General features: G+C 42.5%; 6 protein-coding genes and 1 other annotated feature. Of the genes, 2 read left to right on the plus strand and 4 right to left on the minus strand.

The window, feature by feature from the left end:
• Nucleotides 1–144: 144 nt before the first annotated feature.
• The 4 genes from ACP45E_RS15300 to rnm all read right to left on the minus strand — a co-directional run bounded on the left by ACP45E_RS15300 (nucleotide 145) and on the right by rnm (nucleotide 4,333).
• Nucleotides 145–1,536, minus strand: a complete 1,392-nt coding sequence (locus ACP45E_RS15300) for a bifunctional diguanylate cyclase/phosphodiesterase (protein ID WP_017033831.1) — start codon at nucleotides 1,534–1,536, stop codon at nucleotides 145–147.
• A 211-nt stretch (nucleotides 1,537–1,747) separates the two neighbouring features.
• The gene (rluB, locus tag ACP45E_RS15305; RefSeq protein ID WP_017033830.1) at nucleotides 1,748–2,695 is read right to left on the minus strand and encodes a 23S rRNA pseudouridine(2605) synthase RluB; all 948 of its coding nucleotides are present in this window, start codon (nucleotides 2,693–2,695) and stop codon (nucleotides 1,748–1,750) included.
• 111 nt (nucleotides 2,696–2,806) lie between these two features.
• Entirely contained in the window at nucleotides 2,807–3,427 is a 621-nt protein-coding gene (locus ACP45E_RS15310; RefSeq protein ID WP_017033829.1) for an L-threonylcarbamoyladenylate synthase, read from the minus strand.
• Nucleotides 3,428–3,457: 30 nt separating this feature from the next.
• Complete coding sequence (gene rnm / locus ACP45E_RS15315; protein ID WP_017038982.1) at nucleotides 3,458–4,333, minus strand: RNase RNM; 876 nt, start codon at nucleotides 4,331–4,333, stop codon at nucleotides 3,458–3,460.
• Between the two features lie 82 nt (nucleotides 4,334–4,415).
• Between rnm and ACP45E_RS15320 the strand changes: the two genes are divergently transcribed.
• Together ACP45E_RS15320 and ACP45E_RS15325 are read left to right on the plus strand one after the other, a co-directional pair.
• Nucleotides 4,416–4,520 (plus strand): Trp operon leader peptide, encoded by a 105-nt coding sequence (locus ACP45E_RS15320; protein WP_139152152.1) that lies wholly within the window; start codon nucleotides 4,416–4,418, stop codon nucleotides 4,518–4,520.
• Nucleotides 4,473–4,575: a sequence feature (Trp leader region), on the plus strand. It overlaps the preceding gene by 48 nt.
• Before the next feature lie 126 nt (nucleotides 4,576–4,701).
• Nucleotides 4,702–5,686 (plus strand): chorismate-binding protein (locus tag ACP45E_RS15325; protein WP_198927733.1); only part of this gene is annotated, 985 nt, incomplete at its 3' end.

The following is a 5,686-nucleotide window of genomic DNA, read 5'->3' on the forward strand; positions in this document are numbered from 1 at the left end:
GTAAATAACGGTTCACCCTAGCTGATTAAAATACTCGATAACTGCGCTACAATTTTTAATTGTAGAATAACGACTGATAAAAAAATCCCTCCTTGTTCTCAAGCCTTTTTCTGCGCTATTTCTGATCACTTACTGTGATTGGTATTAATCCTGTTGGATCTGATTTCTGCCATTATCTTTCGCTTTGTATAAAAGATTATCGGCTCTGGTTAACATGACATCAATATCATCACCTACTCTTAATGACGTTAGGCCAATGCTCACCGTTAGCTTCAACCCCGCCTGCAAGGCATCTAGATTAGAATTTTTAAGCTGAGACATAATACGTTGCAAAACTTTAGCGGCAGCTTGCGTATCTGTCGATGAATAAACAGCGATAAACTCTTCCCCACCCCAGCGTCCAATAAAATCGGTTTTCCTGCTGAATGACCGAGCTATTTCACCAAATAACTGCAGCACCTTATCACCCACTAAATGTCCGTAGGTATCGTTAATATCTTTAAAATGGTCAAAATCGATGATGGCCACCGAAAGGTGATTACCATAACACTTAGAATGCTCAATGAGCTCTAGTAGTCGGATTTCTGAAAATCGACGATTAGGCAATTGAGTGAGTACATCCGTGTTCGCAATAGACTCCATTTTCTGACTGACTTCTTCTAAAGCGCGTAAATCATTTTCCCTCGCAATTTCATGACCTACCCAATTAGAGAACAACTTCACTAATTCAAAGTCTTGGCGAATAAAGGGGCGACAAGGGTTTGGACTTGAAAAATTCAACGTACCAAAACGCTCCCCATCGACAAATATGGGCGCGCCGAGGTAAGACTCTAAGCCAAACGCCACAAAACATGGGTGTGTCGCAATTTCACTTTTTGAAACATGGTTAAACCCTTGCACTTCATTGGCTTTGTAAACGTGGCTGCAATACGTTCCTGAAAGTTCAAAGCTCATGCCTGTTTCTAATCCATCTTCTGGGTGAACAGCTTGTTTTATGACGTATTTATTGCCATCAATTTGGCTGAATATGGCAATAGGTAAGCCAAACAACTCTACCCCTAATTGGAGGATGGCATGAACGCGTTGTTGAAAATCTAATTGCCGAGAAGAAGTGATCGAATGAAGTTTATTGAGCGCTTCTTCAGCCGCAAGTGAAACCGACTCATCCGATATCATTGATACAATAAGAAGGTTATTTCCTTGCTCATCTTTGATGACTCCGCCAGAGGTTTTTCCAATGAATCCATGTCCAAATTTGGTTTGGTAGTTCACGAGTATCGAAGATTCTGACGTGTTCATGTCTGGGTTATAACGAGAATCACCTAAAAGTAAATATTCTTCTCGATTTGCGTATAAAATTTCCGCACTTTTATTGATGACCTCATCGAGAGAGTATCCAAAAAGATCACTTGCTGCCCGGTTGATAGTGAGGATCTTTCGATCCAAAGAAGCGATGATAACCGCTTGTTCTAGGTGTTCAAATACCTTGCTCAATAGAGAGCTGTCCATTGCTTGTTCGGCGGGCTTATTCGGCATAACATTTCTCTGAATAGCGTGCGATATGGAAAATGAGTATGCTATAACCTTAGCACATACCGCTTCATTTCCAACTTATTGATTAATTAAATAAAGCCTTCAGTTTGGATGGCCACAATTTGTATTTGAAATTCAAGATTACAGACATAAAAAAAGCTGATAGAGGACTATCAGCTTATCAAAACAATGTTATGTGGCAATAAACGTTAATTTATCGACGATTTTTATTACGTGCGCCTGGTTCTCCTGCCGACTTCTTAGTTGGCTTTTTACCGCGAGACGGGTTATTGCTGCGACCTTTTGGCGTACTTACTCGCTCTTCGTGACGCTTAACTGCACGACGAATTTTTTGACTACGAGAACGCTCACGTTTACGTGATGTATTATCTTTAGATTCATCAAGCATCGTGTTCTTTTCTGGGCCTAACTCAACCAGAGTTCTAAGATAATTCACCTGAGTAAGATCAAGCTCAGCCCAACCACCACGAGGCAGTTTTTTATCTAAATAGATGTCACCGTAACGAACACGCTTAAGGCGGCTTACCGTAGTATCTTGAGACTCCCATAAACGACGAACTTCACGGTTACGGCCTTCGTTGATTGCTACGTAGAAAGTATGGTTCATACCTTCCCCACCCGCATAAACGACATCTTCAAATCGAGCCATACCATCTTCAAGCTTAACGCCGCGAACAAGGTTTCTTACTTTTTCTTCGTTAACTTCACCAAAAACTCGAACCAAATACTCACGTTCTACTTGACGGCTAGGGTGCATCAAACGGTTTGCAAGCTCACCATCAGTGGTGAATAAAAGCAACCCAGACGTATTGGCATCCAAACGGCCAACAGAAATCCAACGAGAACCACGGATTTTTGGCAAGCGGTCAAAGACGGTTCTGCGTCCCTCAGGATCATTGCGAGTACACAACTCACCTTCAGGTTTGTAATAGGCGAGAACGCGGCAAACCACTTCTTCAGAAACTTTCGCAGAGACAGTGTGTCCATCGATACGAATAACAGCACTTTCATCTTCTAGGCGTTCACCCAGTTTTGCTACTACTCCGTTGACACTGACACGGCCAGATTTAATTAACGTTTCAAGTTCACGACGTGAGCCATGCCCTGCGCGTGCTAAAACCTTCTGTAGTTTTTCGCTCATTTTTTTACCTAGTAATTGTCGTCTTCACAGACGTCGAAAGAATAATTGTGCGACCAAAAATCGCGGCCGCGCAGTATCTCAAATTATCATCTGAAAAGCATCATTTTTTGGTTATTCAAATGGAGATGGATCTCCTGAACCTATACGGGCTACAACCGCATCATCTTCACTAAAATCAATCACCGTTGTGGGTTGTTCGCCTAAGTAACCCCCATTTAAAATACAGTCGACGGCATGCTCTAACTGATCTCGAATATCTTCCGGATCCGATTCGGTGTGATCATTACCCGGCAAGATGAGAGACGTCGACATTAGCGGCTCGCCTAAAGCTTCTAATAGATCCAGCGCGATTTTATTATCAGGAATACGAATACCGATGGTTTTACGTTTGGCATTCATTAAACGTCGAGGCACTTCTTTTGTCCCTTTGAAGATAAACGTATAGGGACCCGGTGTATTCGCTTTTAGCAAACGGAACGCTGTATTATCAACTCTTGCGTACAGCGCTATTTCAGAAAGGTCTCGACATAAAAGCGTGAAATTATGCTTACTGTCTAGCTTACGTATCTGACAAATTTTCTCTAACGCTTGTTTATTTTCAAGCTGACAACCTAGCGCGTAGCCTGAATCGGTCGGATAAATCACAACACCGCCATTGCGTATGATTGCGACTGCTTGATTAATCAAGCGAGCCTGCGGATTGTCAGGGTGTACATAAAAGAACTGGCTCATTGTTATTCCTCATTATCGAGTCTCGCGACTCTATACTGTGAGATCATCTTCATTATTCGTGGTATTTGATGATCTCAACGTCCAATCTTTCCAAACTGGTTCAACGCCAGAAGGCAACCAGAGGTTTCTTCCTAACTCCGTCCACGGAGAAGGATAGTGAAAGTCACTGCCTTGAGAGGCTAATAGTTTGTATTGTATCGCATAATCAGCAAGTGTGCGTCTTTCTTGTTGCGCTTGTTGAGGAAGCGCTATTTCCATTGCATCGCCCCCAGCTTCTGTAAAGGCCGCCAATAAACGCTTAATCCATTTTGCTGTTAGGTTATAGCGCCCCGGATGAGCCAATACTGCGAGCCCTCCTGCACTGTGTATCGCATCCACCGCATCTTTCATAGAGCACCAATTAGGTGGCACATACCCTGGGTTATTGCGAGTTAGGTATTTTTTAAACACTTGCTGCATTGTTTTAGCATAGCCGTTATCAACCAACCATTTGGCGAAATGTGCACGAGTAATGGGTGCATCCCCTGCGATATCCTGTACTTCGGAAAAAACACCGTCCCTTGTTGATTTCTCTAATCGGTGGGCAATCAGTTTTGCTCTTTCGTGACGATGTAACTTTTGCTGGTTAATTAACGCGAGTACAGCATCATCATTGGTGTCGATATTCAGCCCTACAATATGGATATCTTTATTCTGCCATACCGTGGAGAACTCAATACCAGTAATGAGCTCTAGGTCTAACGAATTTTCTTCAATGTACGCCTTGGCTACACTGATCCCATCTAACGTATCATGATCGGTTATCGCTAACACTTTTACGTCAAAGCTCACCGCCCTTTCTACAAGTTCTTGCGGGGTAAGCCTGCCGTCTGAAGCGGTTGTGTGACAGTGTAGATCTATTTTCATTTTTTCATTCGTTTTGGTTGACTTTCTCTTCGCATACTAGTTAACTAGTACATAAATACAAACGTATCCGATAAGGCCCACTATGTTACAAGCATTTAACCTAACGAATAAAGATAAAGTTTCTGTACTTTGTGCTGACATTTGTTGGTGGCGTACTTGGACATATTCTAAGTGGGTAAACGTGTAAAAAAACAAGCCAGATTGTTTCACTAAAGCCCGCTAAAATTAGCGGGCTTTTTTATTTTGTCGACGCGCTCACATTCAACCGCTGAACAATTCATCAAATAAGGCATATTGTTCATTGGGAGTCTAGGTAGTTTGTGCGAGTATGTATGATAAGCAGATACAAAAAACTAGAAGGAAGTCTTGTGAACAAGACCATAAATATTAAACAGTTGGGAAGTATTGAAACCATCAATACCAACGTTCCATATGCTCAAGACCCTACTCAGCTATTTCATTCTCTATGTGAAAATAAGCGAGACAGTTTATTACTTGAATCCGCTGAAATTGACTCAAAACAGAACCTTAAAAGTATGCTCTTGATCGATTCTGCGGTCAGAATTATCTGTTACGGGCATCGGGTTACCTACCAGGCGCTCACCGAAAATGGTCGCAGCTTAATCAAGCATATTTACGCGAATGTGAATCCAGAGATTCACTCTGAATTCAATGAAAATCAGCTGGTACTGACATTCTCATCGGCATGCGACACATTAGATGAAGATTCTCGCCTTCGGGAGTCTTCTTCATTTGATGCCCTTCGCCTTGTCCAACATAGCTATAAAACAAACCCAGACGAAAAGTTAGAACTATTTTTAGCTGGCCTTTTTGCCTATGACTTAGTGGCAAACTTCGAGCCGTTAGGTGAGGCAGAAAGCACTAACCAATGTCCTGACTATGTTTTTTATGTCGCCGAAACCTTATTGCGCTTCGATCATCAAACCGAGCAAGGTCACCTTCACGCCAGTAATTTTAGCCAAGATCCAAAGATAAAAGCACAGCTAGAGCAGCGACTGACGGAAATCACCACACAGTGCCAACAACCACCAGCAGAGGTTCATGCTAAGAAGCTCACTAAGGTTGATGTGGTTCCAAGCATCTCAGATGACGTATTTTGTCAGACAGTACGAGATTTAAAAGAATACGTGGTTAAAGGCGATGTATTCCAAGTGGTCCCATCACGCCGATTTACCTTGCCGTGTCCATCTCCTCTTGCCGCTTATAAAGAGCTAAAACAAAGCAATCCAAGCCCGTATATGTTCTACATGCAGGATGAGCTTTTTACTCTGTTTGGCGCGTCTCCTGAAAGTGCCTTGAAGTACGAAACCGAGAGATCGGAAGAGCGGGTCA

This window comes from Vibrio genomosp. F10 str. 9ZD137 (genome assembly GCF_049974785.1).
Classification (GTDB): domain Bacteria; phylum Pseudomonadota; class Gammaproteobacteria; order Enterobacterales; family Vibrionaceae; genus Vibrio.